The following is a 25,794-nucleotide window of genomic DNA, read 5'->3' on the forward strand; positions in this document are numbered from 1 at the left end:
AGTTGTTTAATCGAAGTTATGGCATATTTGGAAGTCCGCCAAATTTTTTAATTTGGCTTATTGAGAAAAAAGATAATAATAAAATTAAAAAATTGGCTTGTGCTTAACTGAAAGGTAATCGCTATTTTGCACGCTACGAGCCATATACATCACCGTTATGCTACATTAGACCAATGAAACAAACATTAATACTTTTAATTGGAATTTTAGTTTCCACAACAACTTTTTCGCAGAACAAAGCGACGGAATTATATACTTCTGGAAACTCGAATTTTAAATCAGGAAAATTTCAAGAGGCAATTTCAAATTATACGGAATTGATGGAAATGGTGGACGAAAAAACTGTTCGAAAAACTTGTTTCATAAATCGTGGACTATCATATGACCGAATTAAAAAATATGATTTAGCAATATCTGACTTTACAGAAGCAATTAAGTTGGACAGCACTGATATGGCTTCCTTTATAGACAGAGGACTTTCTCAAATGCACGCTGGAAATTTAGAAAAAGCAAAAGAGGATTTTAATTATGTCGTTGTAAAAAACAATAACAATGGAATGATGGAAGCATCACTTTATTGGCTCGCTCGAATTAATTATTCTCAAGGTAAGTTTGAGGAAGTAATTAAAAATTGTGACAGATATTTTACCATAAACGCAAAAGACCCTGAATTATATTTCATTCGTGGAACGGCGAACGATATGTTGCGGAATTTTGAGCAATCAATAATTGACTATTCAAAAGCAATTGAATTAAAACCAAATTATGTGGAATCTATTGCAAATCGTGGAACTGCGAAAATCAATCTTCTGACTGGAAACGGAAATTTACAACCGAGTAAAAAAGAAACGAAAAGTGCTTGTAAAGATTTAAAGAAAGCGAAAGAATTGGGAGATAATGCAGTCGATGATTTAATTTATGTTTATTGCGACAGAAAAGATAAAAAGAAACGGAATTAATAACGTAGCATAACACCGTATATAATTTATTGCTAGTTCTAGCCTACTTACGAAAATCCTCGCGGATTTTCTATTCGGTTTGTATTTGCTAAATTAGGTGCTTAAAACACGCAACAAACCATATACAAACAAGTTGTAAAACATTTGAACAAAACCACGAACTGAATTGGGAACTTGGGGAACAGCCATAAAAAGTAATGATACTTCAGCAGATATTTATGCTGACTTTTTTGATTTGTATAATGACGGAAAAGAACCAACTGAAATCAAAAACAAATTGATTTCCGACAATCCAAACGGAACAAATGACTTTTGGTTTACATTGGCTTTAGCTCTTTGGGAAACTAAAAGCTTGCCAAATGACATTTTGGAAAAAGTTCGGGAAATAATCGAAAGTGAATCTGATTTAAAAGTTTGGAAAGAACTTGATGCAAGCGAATCTGACATAAAGAAAAGAAAAGTTGTTCTTGATAAATTTTTGATAAAATTAGAATCGGAGAAAGCAAAACCAAAAGCCAGAAAGCGAATTTCCAAGAAAGAACCAATATTTGAAAAAGGAAGTTGTTTAACATTCAAATTGGAAAATGGAAATTATGGTGGCGGAATCGTTTTAGAATCTGACTTTGAAACAGGTTTTGGTTACAATCTAATTGTTACTACAAGAATAAATCAGACAAGTAAGCCAACAGTTTCTGATTTTAAAAAATGTAATGTTTTAGTTGCAAGTTTTGGGAATTGGAAAGAAGAGTCAAAAGTAACTTGGTATTTACCAAAAATGTATAAAAAAGACTTTGCCGAATTGTTTGAAAATATTGGAAAAATTCCAATCGAGAGAAATTACACACCGAATGGAAGTGAAATAAGAGCAAGTTTTTCAGCAGGTTGGCAACATATTATCGAGCCAGTAAATCAACAATTGGAATATGAAAAGGCAAACGGAATAACTAAATCATTTTCGATTGACAAGTTGATTAAACGAAAAAAATGGTGGCAATTGAAATAAAAACGTTTTACAACAACGTGTATAATTAATGGCTAGCCCTCGCCTACTCACAAAAATCCTAGCGGATTTTCTATTCGGTTTGTATTTACTAATTTAGGTGCTTAAAACACGCCACTAATCATACACAAGACCGTTGTGCAACATTATGAAAAACCTTTTCCTTACGTTATTTAGTTTACTTTTTTCAAGCATAATTTTTGCTTGCGACTGTGAATATGGGGGGAATTTTTTAAAAGCTTCTGCATCCTCAGAAACTATAGTCAAAGCCAGAATAATTGAGCACATTTATCACACAAAAAATGGTAAAAGGTTTACAGATTATGAAGAATATTTTGCTGAAACTATGGAAAACGAATTTGATGATTTTTACGATACTGGAGAATCTATCAAAATTGAAGTACTTGAATTAATACGTGGAACTGAAACAAGAAAAACAATCGAAATTTTCAATACCGATGGAGCGGATTGTAGAGCAGAAATTAGTGGATTTGAAAAAGATAAAATTTATATAATTTCTATATATCAACCGAAAAGAAAATATTCAAAACTCCCAAATGAAACTGATTCAGATTATGCAATTGGAGCATGTTCGGAAAATTGGTTGGAATATTTAATTGACAAGAATGAAGTAAGGGGTTATATAACAGGAAAGAAAAGAAGAATAAAAAAAACTTATAGCTACGAAAAGCTTGTGAAGAAAATAACGTTGCACAACAATGTATATAAAAAATAGCTCGAGTCATTGCTAACACAAAGGCTTGGGTGTTTTTGGAAAGTCGTCAAATTTTTAAATTTGACAAATTCCCGAAAATAAAATAATTAGTAAATTTAAAAATTCGGCTTGTGTATCATCAGAAAAGGTAATGCTTACTTTCAGCGCTACTTTTCATATACGGAACCGTTACCTACAATAGCACAAAAACCCTAAGCTACGGCCAACGCTACAAAGATGCTCGGAATATAATTCTGTAGTAAATTATAGAGCCTCCCTCCGATCCATTACTGAGATGATACAAACAATGCACTCCGTGTTGCGGTAAACTGCGCGTATAAAACTCTGAGAGATCAAAACAATTCCAGATCATACAAACACCTAGGTAGTTAAAAAACAATCACCAGGGCGCTCCATTAGAACTCACAGGGTGAAAAGTAGAACTCGCTGGATGAAAATATATGAGAACCTTAGAACCGCAACACTCCAAATTTTTACTAGCTATGGAATATGGGAACGTGGTGCTACGGTAGGTAACAACGGTTATAATTCATTGCAAATTAAGAGCTCGCCAATGTCTGTTAGTGATTGGATCTACAGCCGCAGCCCTTTTGAGGTGTTTACTGAACTGTAGACTGGAGAAAAACCAGACCACAAATAAAGTAAAAGAGCTGCGCTGCTTTTTGTGGCATCAAGATTTTGGCTTACTTTCATGCAACGAAATCATAACCGACGACGTTACCTGCAAGCTGAACAAAAAGAACATAAATGAAAATAAACGAATATTATATAAAGGCTAGATTGTTTCCGACAATTTTGACTTCAATTCCAATTCTCAGTTTGTATTTTTTTGGCTTCAGCGAAAAAATAATTGAGTTTATGACTTTTTTAGAAAGTTATAAGTGGGCTAGCGATATAACGCTTTCGATTGCCATAATTTATTTTCTCGTACAAATCAACAGACTAATTTCAAAAGAATTATTTCAAAATATATTTTTCAAAGAAGAACTACATATGCCAACTACAAATTTTCTGCTTAATTCGGATACCACTTTGGCGAAATCAATTAAATCTCAAATAGTTCAGAAAATAGCTACTGACTTTGATATTCAATTACTTGACTCAAATTCTGAAAACGAAAATGAAGAAGAAGCTAGAAAAATTATTTCAAGTGCTGTGGCACAAGTTAGAAATGTAACTAGAGATAATTCAATGCTACTTCAACACAATATAGAATATGGATTTGTAAGAAATTTGATTGGTGGTTGCGTTTTAGCTTCGTTAATTTCAATATTAAATATCTTTCTATTTCAATACACTTTCCCAAACCCTTTTGCGTTCAAACTTAATTTAGCCTTTTTAGGTGTTTTCATTTTACCGATCGTTTTGAGTAAGTTTCTAATTAACAGATATGGAAAGTATTACGCAAAAATTTTATTCGAACAATATTTAAAAAAATAAAGGAAATGGATTTTAGTATCGATATGCTATCGCTTGGCAATGCAGATTGCAATATAATATGGACAAAAGCAGAAAACGCTGACTTTGTAACAATAATTGATGGTGGTAACCCAAAAGACGCAAAAACAATTATTGAGCATTATGAAAGCTATATAAAACCACATATCTCTGACGATAGTCCAATATTAATAATTAATACCCATCCTCATTCCGACCATATCGGTGGCTTGGTAGATTTAGTTCATTATTTTAAAAATAAGATTGCTCGATTCTATTACAATGACCCAACAGACTACATTGAAGAAGCAAAAAGAATTGAAATAAAAAGCTTAAATGAATCATTTTTGTATTCGAACCAAAGAGTTAAAAAGCTTTTTGCCTCGTTACGACAGTCCGATGACCTAAGTGATATTCTAGCACAATATAAAATTTCTAAATTAGAAGCCTTTTCAGACAATAATCTAGACCATAATTTATTTGAATTTGTTGGTCCGTCAAAAACATTTTATTTAGAGCAACTTGGATATTTTACAAACATTGACAATCTAAGAACTTCAGGTTCAAACATTCAACCTGAAAGCGATATTAATGAAGTACAAGAAGGATTAAATTCTTGCGATATAGTTGATGAAAAAAATGATGCTTCCGCAGAGAATTTGACATCAGTCTTGACAAAATTTATTGATTCCAGTAATCGAAAGTACTTATTTACAGCTGATGCTGGAGTTGATGCTTTTGAAGCAGCAGTGAGTAATGGATATGATATTAAAGATTTACATTTTTGCCAATTACCGCATCACGGAAGTAGAAGAAATGTAAGTACGAATTGGATTAGTAATTTCAATCCTAAACGATTTTGGGTTTCCGCAAATGGAAGCAAAAAACACCCTAGAAAAGCTGTTATCAGTTGTATAAAGAAAAACTTGCCTGACTGCAAAACATATAGTACTCATAAAACAGGAACTATACATATTAATTCTAAATCCAATGTTTTTCCAGAGCGAAATTGGAGCACAGCAGAAGAATTATAAAAAGCCAGCAGGTAACAATGTATATAAAAAATAGGCGAAACAGTAATAAAATATAGGCTTATGGCTCGTATCAAAGTTCGTGCTTATCCGAAATTTTCGGTGCTTAAAAATCGCCTACTTTTCATATACTAACCGTTACCTACAATTTGAACCAAACTTTATGAATGCAACAGTAATTGGAATTATTATTGGAATTGTTTTGCTGTTTCTATTTTCTTTAATAAAAAAAGATAGCAAATTTGCTCATCTAGGAATTAATTTAAGTCGAATACATTGTCCAAAGTGCAATGAAAAACAGCCGATTGTTAGAAAACCGAATGGACAAAGACAAGCACTTTACGGAGGAAACACTTGTCGAAAATGCGGAACGGAAATGGATAAATATGGAGACATAATTTTGGACTAATGGAGTTAAGCGTAATATTTAAATTGTTAATACCAGTAGCTCTAATCGGAGTAGGAATATGGTTGAAAAAAAGCGAAAATATTGAGCAAAACAAAATGCGAAAGTTATGGTGGTTATTCATTACAATCGGAACATTTTTATTCATATTTAGAATAATTAAATACGTGTAAAAAACTGTAGGTAACACCGTATATAGCTCATAGCTAATTAGTTGTTTAGTCAAAGTGAAGGCGTTTTTAGAAGTCCGCCAAATTTTTTAATTTGGCTTATTGAGAAAAAAAAGTAATAATAAAATTAAAAAATTGGCTCGTGCTCAACCGAAAAGTAATCGCTATTTTGCACGCTACGAGCCATATACATCACCGTTGTGCTTAATGCCAAAAAAACCGAACTGAATTGATATTTAGACCATTGAAATACGAAAAATATGCTCAAAAAGCGGTTGATAAACTTCAAGAAAGTCAACCTGAATTTCGGACAAAATTTGACACGGATAATTACGATAATTGGTTTTATAATCAATCCAGCGAAACATTAAGATTATATAGTAATGACAAAGAAATCTATTTCAAATATATTCCAGTTGGAACATTCTCGCTGAATATTAATAGCTGGATGTGGGCTTGGGCGAATGAAGACTCTGTTGAACCAAGAAAATTTCGGACTTTAAAAATTAAAGAATTTGGAGAAAAAAAGAATTATGAAAACCTGACCAAATCGCACTTTGAGGGAGGTAAATATACTGGTTGGGAATTAACAGCAATTGCTTTCGAAATAATTGGCGGAATTGGAACTTATCGAGTGATTTCTGAACATTTAGAAAAGTATTTTTTACTAACTGAACAAATAACAAAAGAAGAAGCCGGAAAAATTGAGAGTGAATTAATTGAATGCAGTGTTCACGGAAAAATAAGGAAAGCATTTATTTGCCAACATTTGAATACTAATCAAAAAACCGGATTTGAAGAAGCTTTTGAGACTTATCGAGGAATGGAACTGGACGAAGAAGATGATTTTCAAGCTTGGTGTTCAAAATGCGAAAAAACACGAATAAAAACTGATGGTTGGAATGACGAATCTATGGAGTTCGCTAAAATAAAATTAGTGTGCGAAAGGTGCTATTTTGAAATTAAGGAAATAAACCTGTGAATAAAGCACTAAAGCACAACACCGTATATAACTCATAGCTAATTAGTTGTTTAATCAAAGTGAAGGCATATTTGGAAGTCCGCCAAATTTTTTAATTAGGCTTATTGAGAAAAAAGATAATAATAAAATTAAAAAATTGGCTCGTGCTTAACCGAAAAGTAATCGCTATTTTGCACGCTACGAGCCATATACACAACCGTTGTAGTGCATTAGAGAAAAAATGAACGAAAGATATTTAAAATTAGAAGTCATCTGGAAAGATGAGCATATGTTCGAATTAAAAGTTTCGGCAAATAATGGACGATACTCTGGAATTACAGAAGTTTATGAAGTACCTGATTCTCTACTTGGATTTGTAAATGACCTTAATGGATTTCCATTCGGAAAAGACAAAGTGACTCACTCTTGTGGAGAAAAAGACAGCTACGCTTATTTCGAAATGGAATTTTATAAAATCGGTTTGACTGGAAAATGTGGATTACTAATCACAATGGAAGAAAATGTTGCAACGGAATACAGAAAAGAAGAGAAAGACAAACTCACAATGGAATTGATAGTAGAACCTAACTCGATTGATATATTTTGTCGTGAATTGAAAGTGCTAGCTGAAAAAGAAAGTGGAATTGCGGAATTAAAAGCTGTCGGAAAATATACGAACAACATTGCGTAGAATAACGCACTACAACAATGGCTATAATTAATACGGGTTTTGTGCTTGACCCAAAGTTTCGAGCTTTTAACGAAGTCCGCCAAATCTTTTGATTTGGCTTTAGAACAAAAAAGATAAAACAAAATAAAAAGATTTGGCTAAGTGCTTAATCGGAAATTAATTACTTTAAATTCCCGTACTAACCATAGCCGAGACGTTGGTTGCAATTTAACCATAACCTAAAAAATAGCGAAAAATTGGTATAATGTTTGTTTAGCCTTAATTATAAAAATACACCAATCAATTATGAAAAGCTCTTATTTACTTTTTGGACTACTACTTTTAACCCTTATCTCTTGTAATGACAATGATGATATTGTAACCACTGATTTATATCCTGAAAATCTGGTAGCTTATTATCCTTTTAACGGTAATTCTCTGAACGAAATTAATCTTGAGAACAATGGTTTGGTTGATGGTGCTATTTTGACTGCTGACATTGGAGGTTCTTTAAACAGTGCGTTCAGCTTCGATGGTATTGATGACATCATAAAAATAAATCACAATTCAATATTTAATTTATCAAATGATTTTACAATCTCTGCTCTTATTAAGCCCGAAGAAATCAAAACTCAACATATTGTTAGAAAAGGTGCTTCTGTTAATGGAACAGGACGTAGGCCTTATGGTATTTCTTTATCGGCAACGGGTGATATCGTATTTTCAGTAACCACCGAAAATGGGCAAATATTAAATCAAGCACGGAAACAAGGCTATCAAATAAATGAATGGTATTTGATAACTGGTGTTTTTAAAGATTCCGAAATGTTACTATATGTAAATGGAGAACTCGAAATGTCAGAAATTACGAATGGTCAAATAACCACAAATACAGAACCTTTGTTAATTGGTTCAAGGTTGAGCTTGCCAAGCGATACCTTCAAAGGAGCTATCGATGAAGTTAGAATTTATAATGTAGGTTTAAATGAATTTGAGGTAAGAGAAATATATAATAACCTCTAAAAAAAACTGCAACCAACACCGTATATAGCTCATAGCTAATTAGTTGTTTAATCGAAGTTATTGCATATTTGGAAGTCCGCTAAATTTTTTAATTTGGCTTATTGAGTAAAAAAGATAATAATAAAATTAAAAAATTGGCTTTAGCTTAACCGAAAGGTAATCGCTATTTTGCACGCTACGAGCCATATACATCACCGTTGCCCACAATATGAAAAAAAAAAAATGGCTGAAATAATAAACGCAGAAAATCAAACTGAAAAACAGGTCGAATATGCAACATTTTGGAGCCGAGCTGGAGCATATATTCTCGACGGAATTATAGTCGGAGCATTTACTCTTTTTATTAATGCTATTAACATTGCGAATTTTAAAAGCTTTCTGATTTACCTCATAATTGCAATTGTTGCGATTTCTTACAAACCTTTTATGGAAAGTAAATATGGAGCAACTTTCGGAAAAATGGCTATAAAATTAAAAGTGACCGACCAAAATTTCAACCAAATTGATTTTAAACAATCATTATTGAGAAGCATAATTCTAATTTTTCCAGCAATTCTTTTCGTTCCGATTTATTATTTTGCATTTAACAATCCAAATCTTGCGGAATACACTCAAATATTCGAATTTGCTCAAGGTTTAGCAATTGAATATCCCATTCAAAGTTGGATAAGTAATTTGAGTTTTATAATAATCGTAGTTGATATAATTGTGTTGCTGACTGACAAAACAAAAACGCAAAGGTCTTTACACGACCGAATCGGAAAAACTTACGTACTGTTTGATAGAAAATAGTGCAGAAAATACTGTGGGCAACACCGTATATAGCTCATAGCTAATTAGTTGATTAATCGTAGTTATAGCATGTTTGCAAGTCCACCAAATTTTTTAATTTGGCTTATTGATAAAAAAAAGTAATAATAAAATTAAAAAATTGGCTTGTGCTCAACCCAAAAGTAATCGCTATTTTGCACGCTACGAGCCATATACATCACCGTTGCCAGTAATGTTATGAAAAACCGATTCTACATTTATACTATCGTAATTTTGTTTGTATCCTGTTCTGATTCGAATAAGAAAAAAACAGAATCTACTGAAAAACCAAATACCGAATTGAATGTTAATGAAGAGCATTTGGATTTAGAAAAAGACTCGAACATCACATTAAGCGAATGGGTTAATTTTTACGAAAACTCTGAACCAGACTTTTCATTAAACAAATTTGAATTCCAATCAAAAAACAAGTTGAATGTCATTCAGGGAAATGTATTTGGAAATTTTGACTCAAATTTTGACCAAATTTATTCTGACTTTTTAATATTTCGAGAGGACAAAGCGAAATATGTTGATTTTGATAGTTACGGGTGGTCATTAAATGAAAACAAGGAAATATTATTTTCGCCAGACCAAGAAATAAATCTTGTGGATATTAAAAAGAAAACAGTTGACAGAATAGCATTTCGAGGACCTTCTCAATGGACAGAAAACATATTTTGGCAGAATGATTCAATCATTGTACTTTTAGAAAACACCTATGAAAAACAACCGATTATAACTAAGATTGATATAAATAAGATGTCAATTAAGACATTCATTTATAGCGACACCTTGAATTTTGAAAGCGACTACACGAAATCGAGGTTTAAGAAATTGGGCTTGCAGTATGAATAAAAACACTACTGGCAACAACGTATATAGCTCATAGCTAATTAATTGTTTAATCGATGTCTAGGCATATTTGCAAGTCCGCCAAATTTTTTAATTTGGCTTATTGATAAAAAAAGTAATAATAAAATTAAAAAATTGGCTCGTGCTCAACCGAAAAGTAATCGCTATTTTGCACGCTACGAGCCATATACACAACCGTTGTACACCATTATGAAAAACATCTTCGCAATAATAATCTTCTTGTTTCCAATCATAATTTTCTCACAGAATTTTAAGATAGCTAAACCAAATGCGACTGAACTGAATGCGGAAATGAAACGTACAAATTTTGCTGACGATGTGATTTATATGTACCTGAATAGAAACTATGACTCTATTGCCAAAAAAAGAGAAGTTATATATTATAATTATCCAGGCTATAGCATTTGCTCTTTTAATCAAGCCTTTGAAAACGGAATTAACTACTCGATTGAACAATGCAAAGAGGCAGGCGGAATTTCAATCTCACTTGTTCTTCCAAAAACAGATAGAGAAAGTTTAAATCAATGGATTGAGCTGATTTTTAAAAGTTCACCAATGGATATTGAACATAGTTGGAATTCTGACAAATCGAAATTTGAACCTACTGATAAAGGTGTTGGATGTTATTATGAAATTAAAGAAACAGAATCAAATACTATCGTGGAAAATTATTGCGGATGTTGACGCGAAAATAACGGTGTACAACAACGTATATAGCTCATAGCTAATTAGTTGATGAATCGAAGTCTAGGCATATTTGCAAGTCCGCCAAATTTTTTAATTTGGCTTATTGATAAAAAAAGTAATAATAAAATTAAAAAATTGGCTCGTGCTTAACCAAAAAGTAATCGCTATTTTGCACGCTACGAGCCATATACACAACCGTTAGCGGCAATGATAAAAAAATACCTGTACATAATACTAATTTTGAGTTTGCCCCTTTTTATTTCGGCGCAAGAAGTCTCGTTTGAAAATTTAAAAGAACATTTTGAGAATTACAGCTCTTGGCCCGAGGCGATTGAACCGATTGGATTACCATATCGTTCAAAAGAATTCAACGTTTCCATCAGCGAAAATCCTATTTACTATAAAATCGACACACTCGTTCTCGACAATCCATATTACACCGACGACTTTGATGATTGGGATGACAATTATATAAATTTTCCAAAATCATTTTCTGTTATTTATGAAGACAATCTCATATCCTTATTTGGTAATGGTAAATTTGTTTGTCATAATCTAAACGACTACTCTAGAAATAAAAAACTCGAAAACGAACTTAACAGTAAAAAATTCAAATATCATTGGGTTATAGATGGAAGATTATATGCTAAATCTAAATCAATTTTATTGAGCGGTTTATACCAATGGAATGGGATAAAATGGAAAAGTGCAGATATAAAAATACCAGTAGATGAACAATCAATTTTATTGTCAGATGACAACTTTATTGTTTACCGAAAATGTAGTGGCGAATTTGGAGGAACTATTTACTTTTTCGACAGACAAAGCAAAGAAACATATTTTACGGAATCAACTTGTGCGAATACAGTAATCAAAAAAAATGGACAGTATCAAATTCTTGCACATTTAGGTCATATGATGGGAACATCGGAAATTAAAATAATTAACGACCCGAAAAAAATGACTAAAGCAACAAATAATGAGCTAAAAATTAAACGAGGAAGTTTAGGTTATCAAGATAAAACAAATGAATACTCGAAAGAAATAGACCTTTTCGGAATTCAGTTATTTTCTACTTTTAGTAATAACGAAAGGCGTTTATTTCTTGCACATCTAAATGATAGTACTTTTTTAGCTGAAATAAACGGAAAAGAAATACAAATCGTAAATCCTTTATTCAATAATGACAAGTATACTCACGACCCAATAACAAAAACATATGGAAAGTACACATTGATAAACATGGACTTCTATGGAATCGCGATTGACCGTGAAGTTTCGGTAATGATAATTAAGGATAATGAAATTACATTGTTAGATTGGAACGAAAATCACAGCCGCTAACACCGTGTATAATTAATGGCTAGTCCTCGTCTACTCACAAAAATCCTGGCGGATTTTCAATTCGGTTTGTATTTACTAAATTAGGTGCTTCAACACGCCACTAATCATACACACAACCGTTGCCCACAATATGAAGAAACTGCTCGCAATAATGATAATTCTGATTTTGAACTCTTGTTTTATGTTCAAAGAAAACGGAATTGAAATGAAAATTAAAAATGACTCAAGTGAACCGATAACTAATGTGGAATTTACAACGTCAGAAAAACTGGAGATAATAAAAATTGACCGAATCGAACCGAATGAAAGCGTGACGGAATTCTTATCAATGCGGAAAAACAAAACTGACGGAGCATACTCTCTGACTTTTACTCGTGCGAACGGAAAAAAGGAAATAAATGGAGGCGGATATTATACGAATGGAGGTTCACTTGACCATTGGGTTGACTTTATCGTAGAAAAAGACACAACGATTATAAAATTTGACGCACCTATTTATTGAATATGAAAAAATTATTATTTAAAAGGATTTCGGTCCTATCAGTTTTTTCAGTTCTCTTAATATTGTTCTGTCTATTAATAATGATTTTTGACTTTAAAGCTGTGAATGACCCTTTTGGCTATGGACTTATCGCAATGGCAGTTGGAATTGGAGTTGGGCTATTCGGAATATTTTTTGACTTTTTACTATCGCTAATTATTAAAAACAGAATGACTTTAAACATAACGGAATTGATATTAGTAAGTCTATTTTTATATGCAGTATGGCCGAAATAAATACTGTGGGCAACACCGTTTATAATTAATGGCTAGCCCTCGCCTACTCACAAAAATCCTAGCGGATTTTCTATTCGGTTTGTATTTACTAAATTAGGTGCTTCAACACGCCACTAATCATACACACAACCGTTATGTGGCATTTGAAAAAAAACTATGAGATTTCATTTAACAATCCTTTCTTTGATTTTACTTTCTTCGTGTAATACAAATGAAAAGAAAGTGGAGAAAATAGCATTGAATGACTTTTCGAATATTCAAATTGACTTTGTAACAGGTGATGAAATGATGATTTTGCATCGGATGTCAATCCTCAAAGACAGTACAAGAATTAGAGCAATCAAAGAAAAACCTTATTACTATTACGGTTCAAAAACTGACTCGACTTGGATTACCGAGATTGGAAAATCCGAACTTCAATTAATAAATGAGTTTATATCTTACGCTGAATCCCAAAAAGATTCCTGCTCATTTCTTTCAACCTCAATTGACCGATATAAAATTAAAATTGAAGACAAAAAACAAATAAATATTATCGGAAACTGTGACTGGAATGGAATTGACTATGATAGTTTAGAAAAGAAAATTTTTGGAAATAAGTTTTCCGAACTTAAAAATAAACGTGAATTTGTAGCGGATTCAATTGTCGAAAGTTTCAAAGGGATTTGGGATGTTTCAGGCTGGAAAAATGGCGCGTTAAAAAACAAGGAAGTTATTCTTACGCGAACTAACGAGAACGAACCAAAAAGCGATGGACAATATCGTTGGAATTTTGACAAAATCAAAATGGCAGAATTGAAAAATAATTTAGACATTGACGAAGGAAGTTCACTAATCAAAATTAGAGGTTCAACTTATGATATAATTAGTATTGAATCCAACCAAATAGAATTGAAACACTTGTGGTAAAAAACGCCACATAACACCGTATATAGCTCATAGCTTCTTTGTTATATGCTTGAAGTTATGGCATATTTGCAAGTCCGCCAAATTTTTTAATTTGGCTTATTGAGAAAAAAAGATAATAATAAAATTAAAAAATTGGCTTGTGCTTAACCGAAAGGTAATCGCTATTTTGCACGCTACGAGCCATATACACAACCGTTGTGGTTTATTAAAAAACTCTTGAAAAAAGAAAATAAAGACCACCAAAATGAATTATTTAAAAATATAAAAAAATATTATGGAAAACATATTTGAAGGTGTAATTGGAATTATAGTTGTAACACTAATTATATTTTTCTTTTGGTTTATTCCAATTTGGTTCGGACTAAAATGGGCGAAAATCAAAGGAGTTTCTAAACTTTGGATGCTTTTTGGATTTCACCCAATGACTGGATGGATTGCGTATTTAATTTTGAGATACGGGATTGACCCAAGAAAACAATGTGATAAATGCAAAGAATCGATTAAAATTGAAGCTCAAATTTGTCGTTATTGCGGAAACCAAATGAGCCAAGAAGAGATAAATATTTCAATAAAAGAATTTGAGGAAAGAAAAAAATAACAAACCACAACAGCGCATATAGCAAATAGCGGTCAATCATTGTGAAGAGAGCCGCTACTTGCCATATACGCACACGTTCTACACCATTTGAAAAAAACACTTTACATAATAACATTCATTAGTCTTTTAATTGGATGCTCATCTGAACCTAAAAGAGAAGTTCAGGAAAAGCTAACGCCGTTTGTAATAACTAACAAAATATCAAGCAAAACTTATGGCGATACTTTAAAAATTGAATATGAGTATCGTGGAGATACTGTAATTCAAAAAAGGATTGATTTAAAAGGAACTACAGACAATAACTTTGATAGTTCCTTTACTGCAATATCAATATGGTCAACAAAAAAAACTTCACAATTATTATGCAAGAAAAAATTAAAACTGACTCTCGACAGTATTGATTACGAATTTTGCTACCAAGATGTTCTAAAACAGTTTGACAAAGACATAGCCAAAGCAAGAGCAAAAGAAGAAAGTTGGAACGCAGAAGGACTTTTAGAGATGAAAACAGATATAATGAATTACCAAAAAGGGGAAGTTATCGATTTGGACTTCTTCGGCAACTCATATCTAATGGATTTAGTAAGAGATATAAATTCTAATTTATATGACAATAAAACGGAATCAAGAATTGAAAAAATTAGTGTAGAAAAATACGAGACAAATTTTTCTGAAGGAAAAAACTACTATTTTTTAAATAAAAAAAATGATACAATTGCGGTGTATCATCGAATGGAATGGATGAGTTAGGATGCGAAAAAACGGTGTAGAACAATGTATATAAAAAATAGCGCAAGTCATTGCTAAAACAATGGTTTGGGCAATTTTGGAAAGTCACCAAATTTTTAAATTTGACAAATTCCCAAAAATAAAATAATTAGTAAATTTAAAAATTCGGCTTGTGTATAATCAGAAAAGATAATGCTTACTTTCAGCGCTACTTTTCATATACGGAACCGTTGTAAACAATTATGAAAAAAATCCTGTTCCTCTTAATAATATCAGTTTTTACAGGTAGCTGTGGCACTTCTAAAAAGAAACCCAAGTCTAAATTTGCGGATGAATATCAGAAACGGATTTTAGGAAATGTAATGGGATTAAACCGACTTGAATTGAATGCAAGTTTTGATGAATGTGGCGAATGGGGCGGACATAATGAATCGTTTGATATTTATCGCGAAAATAAAATTCTATATGCGGAATATATAGAAGATATTGTTGACTGTAAAAATCCCTATGACGAAAATCGAAAAATTGCGGAACGAAAAACAATACGGCTGAATGAAAAACACGAAAAAGCTATTGCGGAATATTTGAACTCATTACTTGAAATCGGATTAAAAATGGAATTTCCCTATCACGCTGGAAGTTACTATCAAGCAGTTATGAATGACTCAACGATGATTTTAAAATATCACTCGGTTAGTAGTAGCTGGAAAGAATACGAACGATTGAAAATTGTGCTGAATAAATAACTGTTTACAACAACGTATATAGCTCATATCTAGTTAGTTGCATAATTCAAAGTTATGGCATAATTGCAAGTCCGCCAAATTTTTTAATTTGGCTTATTGAGTAAAAAAGCAATAATAAAATTAAAAAAATGGCTTGTGCTTAATCGAAAGGTAATCGCTATTTTGCACGCTACGAGCCATATACATCACCGTTAGGCATAATGCAGAAAAAAACACTTTTGATATTGATAATGATGATTGCAACTTTAATTAGTTGTAATAATTCAACACAATCTGAATCAGAAAATGTGTTAAGCGAAAATAATGTCCCAAAAAATTTGAACGAAGCACTGAATCAAATCGACAACGACTTATCTGACTCTTTAAAGACTGAAATTAGAAGAATGACGGAAAGCGACTTTGTTTCTGAATCACATTTCGGATTTGGAATTGGAATGCGAAATGAATGGAAATTGTGGAAAGACTCTGACTTATCAAAATACTTTAATTCCATTGGTATAAATCATCCTGATGATATGTCGGGAATAATTTTAACGAGTTTTCATCGAAAATTGACTGAAAATCAAATAAAGCTGGATGAACAAATCGCTTATTATAAAGATTACTGGGATGGAGTTGAATTAACTCGTTTGCCTGAAGAGACAGAATTTCCAGAACAGAATTTAGAGTTTAGAGTTTCACGAAACTATGGACATTATACAAAAGATAAAAAATGGGGAACAGTTTACATTCAAACTAATCCTAAAACTGATTATATATGGATATATGATTATTTTTATGGTTGGAAAAAAATCGATTTGACAACAAAGGATAAGTTGGACAAAGCGAAAATTCAACAAACCGAAAGTATTTTGAATGAAATATATAGCGAATAGCACTATGCCTAACAACGTATATAACTCATAGCTAATTGATTGATTAATCGAAGTTATAGCATATTTGCCAGTCCGCCAAATTTTTTAATTTGGCTTATTGATAAAAAATATAATAATAAAATTAAAAAATTGGCTCGTGCTTAACCAAAAGGTAATCGCTATTTTGCACGCTACGAGCCATATACATCACCGTTACCTACAATAGCACAAAAACCCCAAGCTACGGCCAACGCTACCATAATACTCGGAATATAGTTCTGAAGTAAATAGTAAAGCCTCCCTCCGATTAAATACTGAGATGATATATACAATGCACTCCGTGTTGCGGTAAAATCGCGTGAACGGCTCTTAGAGATCAAGATAAACCTGGATCATACCAACAACTAGATCGTTAAAATACATTCGCCAGAGCTTTCTATTAGAACTCAGAGAATGAAAATATATCAGACCCTTAGAACCGCAACACTCCAAATATTTACTAGCTATGAAATATGCGTATGTGGTGCTACAGTAGGTAACAACGGTTATAATTCATTGCAAGTTAAGAGCTAGCCAATGGTTGTTAGTAATTGGATCTACAGCCGCAGCCCTTTTGATTGTTTACTAAAAACTGTCGTCTGTAAAAAAAACAGACCACAAATAAGGAAAAAGAGCTGGGCTGCTTTTTGTGGCATCAAGATTTTGGCTTACTTTCATGCAACGAAATCATAACCGAGACCGTTGCCAACCATTTGGGAAAACAGAAATGAAAAGAATAATAATGAAAATAATAATGTTGATTTTGATTTTCACCAGTTGCACAGGAAACAAGAAATCTGAATTAGTAGCATTACAACAAATTGAGAACAAAGAAAAGAATACCCTTGAACAGAATGAACAACTTGACGTAGAAGAAATAAGGAAAATTATTTCACAAAAATGGATTACAAATACTATTCAATATACTGATGAAATATTAAATTTTGTGAGTTTTAAAGATTCTGTAACAGATAAATCAAACAAATTTATAATAGAGTTTAGTGATAATGGAAATTTGAATTTAGAGAGCACATCAAAAAATTATGTGTGTGGAAATGGAATGCCTTATTTCGACAAAGCAACTTGGGAATTTAAAAAAGGTCGATACAATATAAATACTAACGATTTTGATTTAACGAATAATTTAATATTGCATATAAGAGGTGGGATAATGCTCGAAAATAGGTTTGAATTTAAAAGGGTATATTTAATAAAATCAATTACCGAAAATGAATTGAAACTTGAGCAAGTTAATTCTATTCTTGAAAAATTTATAACAGATGGAAATAATTTTTATAAAGAATAAAACGGTTGGCAACACCGTATATAGCTCATAGCTAATTAGTTGCTCAATCGAGCTTATGGCGTATTTGCAAGTCCGCCAAATTTTTTAATTTGGCTTATTGAGAAAAAAGATAATAATAAAATTAAAAAATTGGCTCGTGCTTAACCGAAAAGTAATCGCTATTTTGCATGCTACGAGCCATATACATCACAGTTACCTACAATAGCACAAAAACCCCAAGCTACGGCCAACGCTACCATAATGCTCGGTATATAATTCTGAAGTAAATAGTAAAGCCTCCCTCCGATCCATTACTGAGATAATATATAAAATGCACTCCGTGTTGCGGTAAAATCGCGTGAATAGCTCTTAGAGGTCAAAATAAATCTAGATCGTATAAACGGATTACTACCAAAGTTGACATCACTGCCACCGCGAGCTGCCCAAGTATATTCTTGGGCATGTATAGAAACTATAGATGTTAATAATAGAGTAAGTAATAGTATTGTTTTTTTCATATTAAGATTGCTTTCGAGAAAGAAACCATGAACCTATTTCTTAACCAGTCTCAAAGTTTGAGAACTAGCATCACTTTCTAAATTTAAAAAATACACTCCTGAAGTCAAAGAAAGAACCTCAATTTTATTATCGTCTATAGCACCTGATAATACTTGCTGTCCAGAGATATTATAAATAGAATAGGAAGTAAACGATAAATCACCGGTTATTTGAGCAAAGTCTGTAGCTGGATTAGGAAAGATAGAAACATTAGAAAGATTTTCTTCTTCCATACTTAAAGGAACCCCATTACAGTCTGTAGTAGCAAGGCGTGCATACCAAAAGTCAGTATCTCCATTTCCATTAATTTGTAAAGGAGTAATACCAGTAAAATTTTGAAACAGCGTACTTCTAAAATAACCGCCAACTACATAATTACCGAAATTATCTGTTGCGATGGCGGTTGCCATTTCTTGGCTTCCTCCTGGGGCTAAAATATCTTCTAAGCCTAAAACATTACCAGTAGCTGCATCAAAACGTGCCACAACTGGATCATCCTGCCAGCTACCAGAACGCGTAAAACTTTGAGAGCCCCAATTACCATTGATACGCAATGCCGTTGCAAGTGCAACTTCATTATTATTTAAAGCAATTTTAAAACCACTAGATTCTGCACCATAAAATGGACTAGAACCCCAAAGTAAGTTTCCTTGCGAATTTAATTTAATAATGAAAGGTCCAGAAGCTGGACCTCCTGAAAGAGAAGTTTGATCAAAGGAATATCCAGCAAAAGTATCTGATACTGATCCAATACCGCTAAAATTTCTACCACTTAAATAAACATTAGATTGATCATCTACTTTTAAATCATATATACCAGTGAAATTATTACCTCCAGTATTTTCCATACGCCACAACACATTACCATTAGCAGCATTTACGGCTCCAAGTGCAACATTATTATTTATGGGGCTACCTAAAAAATCTAACATATTTCCTGTTCCTAGTCTTCTATAGGCACTGATATAGTATCGATTAAGCGTTTCATCCATTGTAAGTACAGCTGAATAAGTAGGTCTACCATTAGTAAACTCTAAATTTATAGGAGTCTGTCCTAAATACGTTCCTTGATCATCAAACCTAAAAATAGCATAATCATCAGTAGCAGTAGTATAAGCACCATTGATGTGCGTACCTGCTCCCATGGTCATCAACCAGTGAGTAACGTTGTTAGCATCTGTATAATGACCAAAAGTATAAGATTTTTGAACTTCCGAAATTCCAGTAGCATCTTGCTGTGGTCTTTGCAGCCATTGAAATACTCCAGAACTATCATATTTAATTAAGAATAAGCTTTTATTATGAGGACCTGGAGTTGTTAATGTTAAGTTCGAATTAATTATTACATCAGTATCAAAATGAATAAAATTATCATTTGAAGATCCCCGACCCAGAACATAACCTGATACATAAATATTGTCATTTGAGTCAATAGATAAATGCTGTGTTAAATCATCATTGTGTCCACCTATAGTTTTTTGCCATCTCACATTACCATCACAATCTGTAGAAAACAAAAAAGTGTCATTTCCAAAGTTAGGTCTATTGTAATTTGTAAAGGGCACACCATTCAAATTAGTATTGTTACTAGAAACCGTTGCTAGAAAGTAATAGTTGTTCTGACTATCCACAACTATATCCCTAATATGTTCATATTCATTAGTAGAGTTAGGATTACTACCGAAATTTACATCTCCACCGCCGCGAGCTGCCCAAGTATATTCTTGGGCAACACTTATTGTGGTAATCAGTAAGACAAGTAACAAAAAAAGCTTTTTCATTCTATTATTTTTTAATCAAATAGTTTTGTATTAATATTTTTCCGTTGCTTTTAATCAATACAATGTATTGGGTAGGCTTAAAGTGAGATACTTCTACTTCTATACTCCCATTTGTATTTTTCAGTACAGAATGATACATTCTTAAACCATTAAGATCATAAATTTCTAATTGTACCTGTTGCAAATCTTTTTCAAATAATTCATAGGTAAATGTAGCTTTTTGATCTACAGGATTTGGACTAATTGTCAAAGTAGACTTTTCACCTTCTCGATTCTCATTTTCTATTTGTACTTCTGGAAACTTCACTTCGGTCTGTGTTATACAATTTCCTTCTCGATGTGAGGCATCCATATTTATTAATAGGTTACCACCAGAGAAAGGACTTTGTGGGGTAAATCGCAATGGATTGAGACTAAAACTACTTCCTGAAGGAATAGTAATGGAGGAAGGTGTAAAAAACCCATTACCACCTGTAATGCTTAATTGTATGTTGAGATCAAAAGGAGAATTATTGACCAGATTTCCATAGATTTCAAAATAAATAAAAGGTGTCTCGATCAACTCGATGAAATCGATATCCAGCTCTAATTCACAATCACCACATTCTTCATTTTGTGTGATTACTAATGGATCGCTTAGTTGCGCACAATTACTATTCTCTAATTCTAACGTGATCGCATCATTGGCTCCTAAAAAAGGTGTAATATCAAAGTCGTTCACGCTACCTGTTCCAGATAAAGAACTGCCGTTACTGTCATAATTCCAAGATTGAAAAGGAACTGATAATCCAGGAATCACACGAGTAGCAAAATCTTCTTTTCCACAGAAATCCAAACATCCAGAAGGAAAATACCATAGATAGGAAGAAGGATCCTTATCTAAATAAGTCTGTAATTCCACCGTACAAGCCGAATTATCAGGTACAAAAGTAAGCTGGTAAGAACCACCTCTAGTTACTGTATGAGGATAACCAGTGAAACCATCACTCCAGTGGTACGTACCTGCCTGTGGAGATTGCACACTTAGGGTAACCGCATAAGGGTTACAAGAATCTGGTGTAATGATTATGCCACCTAGATTAGGTACAGGCGTTACGATTACTTCTTTTTCTACTGTATAATTACAAGTATTATCTGCTGCTACTTCGAGAATATAGGTGTAAGTACCAGCCGTATTTTGTGTTTCTTCTAGAGGTTCTATAGGAAATGTGTTCAACCATGGGCCAGTGGTACCATCAATGATCCAGCGGTATTCATCTATCCCACTACCAGCGGCAGTGCTTAATCCAGTAACTTGGTACGGCTGTCCCACACAAGCTACTTCTGGAAGTTCTATATCAAAAAATGGTTTTGGTAAAATAGTAACGTTTATAGGATCGATATCATCCAGACATAAATCAGTATTTCTAAGCTTTACCCAGTATTGACCAGAAACGGTAGGATTATAAATTGCTTCCGTATTAATACCAGGAGCAGGGTCAGTTTCTAGCATCCATAAATAACCACTTTCTGCGGGAATAGTGTTGGGAGCTGCAATTGTTTGTTGACCAGTATTGAAAAAAGTTAAATCTATTTGAGCACCTTCACAATAAGTACCAGAACCAAAATAAGGACCTGTAAAAACACCTTCAGTCACTTCAATTTGTTGAAACGGCGATGTAACTGAGCACCCATTTTCATCAGTAACTGTTAAGTTTATATCTTGAATACCTACCGGTAAGGAAATTTCAGGACTTACTTGCGTATTAGAGCCATCAGTTAAGAATCCCCATGTATAGGTATGGTTGGGATTAGAGTTAATGGGTCTCAGTAAAATAGGACACTCCATACAGGTTTGTGTAATAGGTCCAGCGTTTGTATTTATAGCTGCTTCTCTAGCATCTAATATTTCAAAGGCAGCATCTGGGCTATTTAAAACAACTTCTTGCTCAGCTATACAAACTGGGTCACCAGGACCACTTATAAGTACTCGAGCTGTATAAACTCCATCAGGTACATTAGTAAAAGTATGTGATCCTAATGTATTAGTGACAGAAGTACCAAAACCTACTAACCCGTAGCTTACTGTTGCACCTACGTATGTATTTAATATTGTACCTGTGCTATTTACAGTAATTTCATTAGAGTTAGGTGTAACACAACCTACGCTAGTATCAATTGCTGCTTGATATCCTATAGTAAATGGAACAGAGTCGGTTGTACTACAATTTGGATAAATTGCTTTTACAAGCATGGTATAGGTTCCAGCTGGCAAATCGCTATTTGATTCTAAAGTTGCACTAGTACTATTACTAGACACTATATCCCAATTACTGCCGCGAACAGTATATTCTACGGAAGAAGGAGAACCTCCAAAATTATCTACAGCTACTTGAATTTCTTTACAATCTGCCCAATTTACAGATGTAATGGCTATTTGTTCATTTGTACAGATGGGATCTGCAGAGCAATCTCGTATAGTTATTGGAATGTCTTCGGTTATAGAGACACATCCATTTGGATTATTGTTAGGGAATGAAATTGCGCAAGAATAGTTACCAACTCCTAAAAACGGATTAACAGTAGGATTGACAACTAAAGTCGTTCCAGTTTGTCCAGGAATTATATTGCCGTTTCTCAACCATTGATAATTAACCGGTCCTAAATTCGTATTTTGATAAATTGCAGACAAGGTTACATCTATATCTGCCACACTACAAAAAGATGTATCGCCAGAAGCAATGACGTCGACATTAGGACTGGGCAGTATAAAAGTTGTTGGATTAACAAAATTGCCTACAGATGTTGTACACCCATCCATATTTCTATAATTAAATCTAAATGTGTATAGTGTAGGGTTGTCGACAAATGGAACTTCTACATTACTAATAAGTAGTTGGTTTTGAGGAGTTATTTGAATTATCGCATTCGGTTGAGGTATTGGTATACCTGTAAAGCCACCAGCTGTGCTACCATTTACTAAAAATTCCCAATCAAAAACCCATGTGCTTAAATCGGCTTGTGGGTGTAGATTCACAAAACTTACAGTAAAATTAGTAGTTTCGCCAGAGCAAACATCTTGTGGTGGTGTCAATACAGTAGGAGGTACATAACTTAATGATACACGATAAGGAGTTATGTTAGTTAGTTGACCACATTTACGAATTCTAACATTCAAATTAGTAGGATTACCTTGCGATATTCCAATAGGAAGTTCATTAAACATTATGGTAACTTCATGAGTGTTTTGTCCAGCAATGATACTACCGTAGCGCTCATCATCAAAAAACCACTCATAGGTTTCACCTAATTCATAGTCAACTCTAAAAAAAGCAACAGAGCTGGAACAGAAAAATCCGTCTCTTGGATTTATATTTGGATTTGCTGGATCATAATGATCAATTTCCGTAATTATCGACAAAGGTGTGATTTGATGGGCTAACCATGATCCTGCACAACCACCATTTTTAGAAACTTGTCTAACCTCCAGATCATAATTAGTTGAAGTTGTTGAATTAAATACGACAGAAACAGTTTCTCCCTCGGTATTTCCTTGAATAGTTCCTTGACTAGCGACAATGCGCCATTCTGCATAATAATCATCATTATTAAGATCAATAGAATAAGAGTATGGAGTTCCTGCACAAACTTGTTCTAAAGTTCCCTCAATCGCAATACTAGGATCTATAGCAGGTGGTAAATCAATTACTGTTATTAAGAAATTGTCACTCGTACAATGTGCTGGAGAAGATGCTGTTATAATATATACTCCTGGAGTATTAAAAGAATAATTAATTAATTGAGAGGTAGTCTGTTGATCTATAAGATCGTTTTCAAAATATATGCTCCATTCTGTATTGTTATTTACATTTTCAGTTGTAAAACTTACTTCTTCATTTAAACAGACTTCTGTCTCTGCTTGTATGACATGTTTATCCCTAATGGATACGGTGCGTTGCGCAAATCCTCCACAAAGTAGCAATGGACTGTTGTAATTACTGTTCAAAATATATTCACCAGGCTCTAGATCGGTAGTATTCAATACGATCTCATTGGGTTGGTCTGTAATATCAAAATCAACTGGAAACGGAAGTGAATTTCCACCACCATCTAATAAATTCCATTCAAAAACAGTTGCTGGCCATCTCGGTAATGAGAATAAATATTCTTCGCCAGCACACAGTTCTTCTTCTCCTATGATAGTACCTTCTTCTTCAATAACAGGTATTTTTACAGTAACTGGAACATTTTGACAAGCATCGCAATTGGATGGTATAAAATTTAGGTATCCAAATCCATCTTGTGGGTCATTCCAAATCACTTCCACTATGGAATCATTATTTCCACTTAAAATAGTACCGCCTTCTACTTCCCATGCAAATAAATCGCATAAGCCAGGATTCTCAACAGTATAGGTTTCCACGCTATTCTCACAAATTACTGTAGGACAAGTAATAGAAATACTTTCTCCTTCAACTCTAATTCTTTCTCTAGTCGTTTCACTACAATTACATTCATTAGTAACGGTTAGGTCAATAGTCCAAGTTCCTTGTCCTAAGTAAACATTAGGCTCTACATCGCTAGAAGAGATTACAGTTCCATTAGTATTGGTAAAAGTCCATTCATGAGAAATCAAGTTAGATCCCGAAGGATCAAATGAATTATTTACAGCTTGAAAATCTCCTTCACACCTATCATTAAGTCCAGATAGAAATGTAAAAGCTGCAATAGGTGTTGCGATGACTTCTACACAAATAGCTTTTCTAATTATTGTTCCATCTAACAAAGTGACTTGAACGCTAATGTTTCCGGAATTGGCAACATTATTCCATACCACGGTAAAATCTGGGTTTTGATTTGCAGAAGAAGTAATTCCGCCTGCTTGATCCCATAATATGCTATCTATGTTTCCATCAGGATCGCTTAAGGAAAATGTTACTTCTGTATTTTCACAAAACTTAATACAAACTTCCTCGCTTATTTCTTCAATAGGAACTAATACGCCAAATTCATCTACATTATCATCATACTCCACACACCCTACACTTGAGTCTATGTTAAGTTGATGTTTGATTGGGAATAAACGGTATTTAAAATAGAGGATAATAAGAAAACTGACAATAATAAACAGTAGCGTAAAGTGTTCAAAGTAATAGTAATATGTTGGTTAGATACTTTAAAACTATAGTAATGTCAAATATTTGTTTTAAATAATATATTAAAGTTTTCTTAAATTTTGGTTTTAAAAAATGATTAATCATAAATATTTTATAAAAAAATCAATACCTATAGGGTTCACAGACATAAATATGTAAGAGTTGATTATAGTAGAAATCCGAATGGATTTTTAAACTTTATATAGAAAATCAGATAAACGTTTTATGTGATTATGACAATTCATACGAACTGACAAAAAGGTTCAGTCGCAT

At 33.0% G+C, this 25,794-nt stretch carries 23 protein-coding genes; 21 read left to right on the top strand and 2 right to left on the bottom strand.

The window, feature by feature from the left end:
* The first annotated feature begins 173 nt into the window (after positions 1-173).
* From CW736_RS11515 to CW736_RS11620, 21 genes are all read left to right on the top strand, one after another.
* On the top strand, positions 174-959 hold the full coding sequence (locus CW736_RS11515) for a tetratricopeptide repeat protein (RefSeq protein WP_101014174.1): 786 nt from the start codon (positions 174-176) through the stop codon (positions 957-959).
* 166 nt (positions 960-1,125) lie between these two features.
* Positions 1,126-1,962: a hypothetical protein gene (locus tag CW736_RS11520; RefSeq protein ID WP_101014177.1), complete on the top strand. Its 837-nt coding sequence runs from the start codon at positions 1,126-1,128 to the stop codon at positions 1,960-1,962.
* A 145-nt stretch (positions 1,963-2,107) separates the two neighbouring features.
* A complete protein-coding gene (locus CW736_RS11525; RefSeq protein WP_101014179.1) occupies positions 2,108-2,695 on the top strand; it encodes a hypothetical protein in 588 nt (195 codons plus the stop codon).
* A 409-nt stretch (positions 2,696-3,104) separates the two neighbouring features.
* On the top strand, positions 3,105-3,308 hold the full coding sequence (locus CW736_RS11530; RefSeq protein ID WP_198519320.1) for a hypothetical protein: 204 nt from the start codon (positions 3,105-3,107) through the stop codon (positions 3,306-3,308).
* Positions 3,309-3,442: 134 nt separating this feature from the next.
* Positions 3,443-4,135 (top strand): hypothetical protein, encoded by a 693-nt coding sequence (locus CW736_RS11535; protein WP_101014184.1) that lies wholly within the window; start codon positions 3,443-3,445, stop codon positions 4,133-4,135.
* A gap of 5 nt (positions 4,136-4,140) precedes the next feature.
* Positions 4,141-5,166 (top strand): MBL fold metallo-hydrolase, encoded by a 1,026-nt coding sequence (locus CW736_RS11540; RefSeq protein ID WP_101014187.1) that lies wholly within the window; start codon positions 4,141-4,143, stop codon positions 5,164-5,166.
* Between the two features lie 160 nt (positions 5,167-5,326).
* The gene (locus CW736_RS11545) at positions 5,327-5,572 is read left to right on the top strand and encodes a hypothetical protein (protein ID WP_101014189.1); all 246 of its coding nucleotides are present in this window, start codon (positions 5,327-5,329) and stop codon (positions 5,570-5,572) included.
* A 411-nt stretch (positions 5,573-5,983) separates the two neighbouring features.
* Complete coding sequence (locus CW736_RS11550) at positions 5,984-6,721, top strand: DUF6882 domain-containing protein (protein ID WP_232735355.1); 738 nt, start codon at positions 5,984-5,986, stop codon at positions 6,719-6,721.
* A gap of 220 nt (positions 6,722-6,941) precedes the next feature.
* Complete coding sequence (locus CW736_RS11555; protein ID WP_101014194.1) at positions 6,942-7,391, top strand: hypothetical protein; 450 nt, start codon at positions 6,942-6,944, stop codon at positions 7,389-7,391.
* A 285-nt stretch (positions 7,392-7,676) separates the two neighbouring features.
* Complete coding sequence (locus CW736_RS11560) at positions 7,677-8,393, top strand: LamG domain-containing protein (protein WP_101014196.1); 717 nt, start codon at positions 7,677-7,679, stop codon at positions 8,391-8,393.
* 222 nt (positions 8,394-8,615) lie between these two features.
* Positions 8,616-9,185, top strand: coding sequence for an RDD family protein (locus CW736_RS11565; protein ID WP_101014198.1), 570 nt, complete (start codon positions 8,616-8,618; stop codon positions 9,183-9,185).
* Positions 9,186-9,401: 216 nt separating this feature from the next.
* Positions 9,402-10,061, top strand: a complete 660-nt coding sequence (locus CW736_RS11570; RefSeq protein WP_101014201.1) for a hypothetical protein — start codon at positions 9,402-9,404, stop codon at positions 10,059-10,061.
* Between the two features lie 132 nt (positions 10,062-10,193).
* A complete protein-coding gene (locus CW736_RS11575) occupies positions 10,194-10,763 on the top strand; it encodes a hypothetical protein (protein WP_157810945.1) in 570 nt (189 codons plus the stop codon).
* Between the two features lie 243 nt (positions 10,764-11,006).
* Positions 11,007-12,110 (top strand): hypothetical protein, encoded by a 1,104-nt coding sequence (locus tag CW736_RS11580; protein ID WP_157810946.1) that lies wholly within the window; start codon positions 11,007-11,009, stop codon positions 12,108-12,110.
* Positions 12,111-12,291: 181 nt separating this feature from the next.
* Entirely contained in the window at positions 12,292-12,612 is a 321-nt protein-coding gene (locus tag CW736_RS11585; RefSeq protein ID WP_157810947.1) for a hypothetical protein, read from the top strand.
* A 431-nt stretch (positions 12,613-13,043) separates the two neighbouring features.
* Positions 13,044-13,796 (top strand): hypothetical protein, encoded by a 753-nt coding sequence (locus tag CW736_RS11595; RefSeq protein WP_101014213.1) that lies wholly within the window; start codon positions 13,044-13,046, stop codon positions 13,794-13,796.
* Between the two features lie 274 nt (positions 13,797-14,070).
* Positions 14,071-14,394 carry a hypothetical protein gene (locus tag CW736_RS11600; RefSeq protein ID WP_101014215.1) on the top strand — a complete coding sequence of 108 codons (324 nt, stop codon included), beginning with the start codon at positions 14,071-14,073 and terminating at the stop codon, positions 14,392-14,394.
* A gap of 87 nt (positions 14,395-14,481) precedes the next feature.
* Complete coding sequence (locus tag CW736_RS11605; RefSeq protein ID WP_101014217.1) at positions 14,482-15,144, top strand: hypothetical protein; 663 nt, start codon at positions 14,482-14,484, stop codon at positions 15,142-15,144.
* 221 nt (positions 15,145-15,365) lie between these two features.
* Entirely contained in the window at positions 15,366-15,869 is a 504-nt protein-coding gene (locus tag CW736_RS11610) for a hypothetical protein (RefSeq protein WP_101014219.1), read from the top strand.
* Positions 15,870-16,069: 200 nt separating this feature from the next.
* Complete coding sequence (locus tag CW736_RS11615) at positions 16,070-16,744, top strand: DUF6794 domain-containing protein (protein WP_101014222.1); 675 nt, start codon at positions 16,070-16,072, stop codon at positions 16,742-16,744.
* A gap of 760 nt (positions 16,745-17,504) precedes the next feature.
* Positions 17,505-18,068, top strand: coding sequence for a hypothetical protein (locus CW736_RS11620; RefSeq protein ID WP_157810948.1), 564 nt, complete (start codon positions 17,505-17,507; stop codon positions 18,066-18,068).
* A gap of 530 nt (positions 18,069-18,598) precedes the next feature.
* Here CW736_RS11620 and CW736_RS11625 read toward each other — a convergent pair.
* Both CW736_RS11625 and CW736_RS11630 read right to left on the bottom strand, forming a co-directional pair.
* Positions 18,599-20,386 carry a T9SS type A sorting domain-containing protein gene (locus tag CW736_RS11625; protein WP_101014227.1) on the bottom strand — a complete coding sequence of 596 codons (1,788 nt, stop codon included), beginning with the start codon at positions 20,384-20,386 and terminating at the stop codon, positions 18,599-18,601.
* Positions 20,387-20,390: 4 nt separating this feature from the next.
* Positions 20,391-25,400, bottom strand: a complete 5,010-nt coding sequence (locus CW736_RS11630) for a T9SS type A sorting domain-containing protein (RefSeq protein ID WP_101014230.1) — start codon at positions 25,398-25,400, stop codon at positions 20,391-20,393.
* Between the last annotated feature and the right edge of the window lie 394 nt (positions 25,401-25,794).

Origin of the sequence: Nonlabens sp. MB-3u-79, from assembly GCF_002831625.1 — a bacterium.
Classification (GTDB): Bacteria; Bacteroidota; Bacteroidia; order Flavobacteriales; family Flavobacteriaceae; genus Nonlabens.

What these genes read in the sequence shown, in the direction of transcription:
- CW736_RS11515 (WP_101014174.1), top strand. Translation starts at nt 174, where the DNA reads ATGAAACAAACATTAATACTTTTAATTGGAATTTTAGTTTCCACAACA.
- CW736_RS11525 (WP_101014179.1), top strand. Translation starts at nt 2,108, where the DNA reads ATGAAAAACCTTTTCCTTACGTTATTTAGTTTACTTTTTTCAAGCATA.
- CW736_RS11535 (WP_101014184.1), top strand. Translation starts at nt 3,443, where the DNA reads ATGAAAATAAACGAATATTATATAAAGGCTAGATTGTTTCCGACAATT.
- CW736_RS11540 (WP_101014187.1), top strand. Translation starts at nt 4,141, where the DNA reads ATGGATTTTAGTATCGATATGCTATCGCTTGGCAATGCAGATTGCAAT.
- CW736_RS11545 (WP_101014189.1), top strand. Translation starts at nt 5,327, where the DNA reads ATGAATGCAACAGTAATTGGAATTATTATTGGAATTGTTTTGCTGTTT.
- CW736_RS11555 (WP_101014194.1), top strand. Translation starts at nt 6,942, where the DNA reads ATGAACGAAAGATATTTAAAATTAGAAGTCATCTGGAAAGATGAGCAT.
- CW736_RS11560 (WP_101014196.1), top strand. Translation starts at nt 7,677, where the DNA reads ATGAAAAGCTCTTATTTACTTTTTGGACTACTACTTTTAACCCTTATC.
- CW736_RS11565 (WP_101014198.1), top strand. Translation starts at nt 8,616, where the DNA reads ATGGCTGAAATAATAAACGCAGAAAATCAAACTGAAAAACAGGTCGAA.
- CW736_RS11570 (WP_101014201.1), top strand. Translation starts at nt 9,402, where the DNA reads ATGAAAAACCGATTCTACATTTATACTATCGTAATTTTGTTTGTATCC.
- CW736_RS11585 (WP_157810947.1), top strand. Translation starts at nt 12,292, where the DNA reads ATGTTCAAAGAAAACGGAATTGAAATGAAAATTAAAAATGACTCAAGT.
- CW736_RS11595 (WP_101014213.1), top strand. Translation starts at nt 13,044, where the DNA reads ATGAGATTTCATTTAACAATCCTTTCTTTGATTTTACTTTCTTCGTGT.
- CW736_RS11600 (WP_101014215.1), top strand. Translation starts at nt 14,071, where the DNA reads ATGGAAAACATATTTGAAGGTGTAATTGGAATTATAGTTGTAACACTA.
- CW736_RS11610 (WP_101014219.1), top strand. Translation starts at nt 15,366, where the DNA reads ATGAAAAAAATCCTGTTCCTCTTAATAATATCAGTTTTTACAGGTAGC.
- CW736_RS11615 (WP_101014222.1), top strand. Translation starts at nt 16,070, where the DNA reads ATGCAGAAAAAAACACTTTTGATATTGATAATGATGATTGCAACTTTA.
- CW736_RS11620 (WP_157810948.1), top strand. Translation starts at nt 17,505, where the DNA reads ATGAAAATAATAATGTTGATTTTGATTTTCACCAGTTGCACAGGAAAC.
- CW736_RS11625 (WP_101014227.1), bottom strand. Translation starts at nt 20,386, where the DNA reads ATGAAAAAGCTTTTTTTGTTACTTGTCTTACTGATTACCACAATAAGT.